We start from the raw sequence: 412 nt of genomic DNA on the forward strand, positions 1-412 counted from the left end.
TGTCGAGATCGGCCGATCGATCGACATAGACATGGCAAATGCCTTCGAGATGGGCAAAGACCGGCACCCGCGCCTCGCTCTGCACACGCTCGACCAGGCTGCGGCCGCCGCGCGGAATGATCACGTCGAGATTGCCGCCGAGGCCTTTCAGCATCTCGCCGACGGCGGCGCGGTCGGTGGTCGGCACCAGCTGGATCGCATCCTGCGGCAGGCCGGCCGCTTTCAGCCCCTCGACCAGGCAGGCATGGATCGCCGCGGACGAGTTGAGCGAATCCGAGCCGCCGCGCAGGATCACCGGATTGCCGGCCTTCAGGCAGAGCGCGCCGGCATCGGCCGTCACATTCGGCCGGCTCTCATAGATGACGCCGACGACGCCGAGCGGCGTGCGCACGCGCTCGATATGGAGTCCGTT

The 412-nt window shown here is 67.7% G+C and carries 1 protein-coding gene; it reads right to left on the reverse strand.

Annotation, left to right across the window (positions count from 1 at the left end; all coding sequences use genetic code 11):
• Positions 1-412: aldehyde dehydrogenase family protein (locus EOA29_RS40500; protein WP_127222612.1), on the reverse strand; the 412-nt coding region annotated here is incomplete at both ends.

The sequence above is a fragment of the Mesorhizobium sp. M1E.F.Ca.ET.063.01.1.1 genome, assembly GCF_003998155.1.
In the GTDB taxonomy this organism is placed as follows: Bacteria; Pseudomonadota; Alphaproteobacteria; order Rhizobiales; family Rhizobiaceae; genus Mesorhizobium.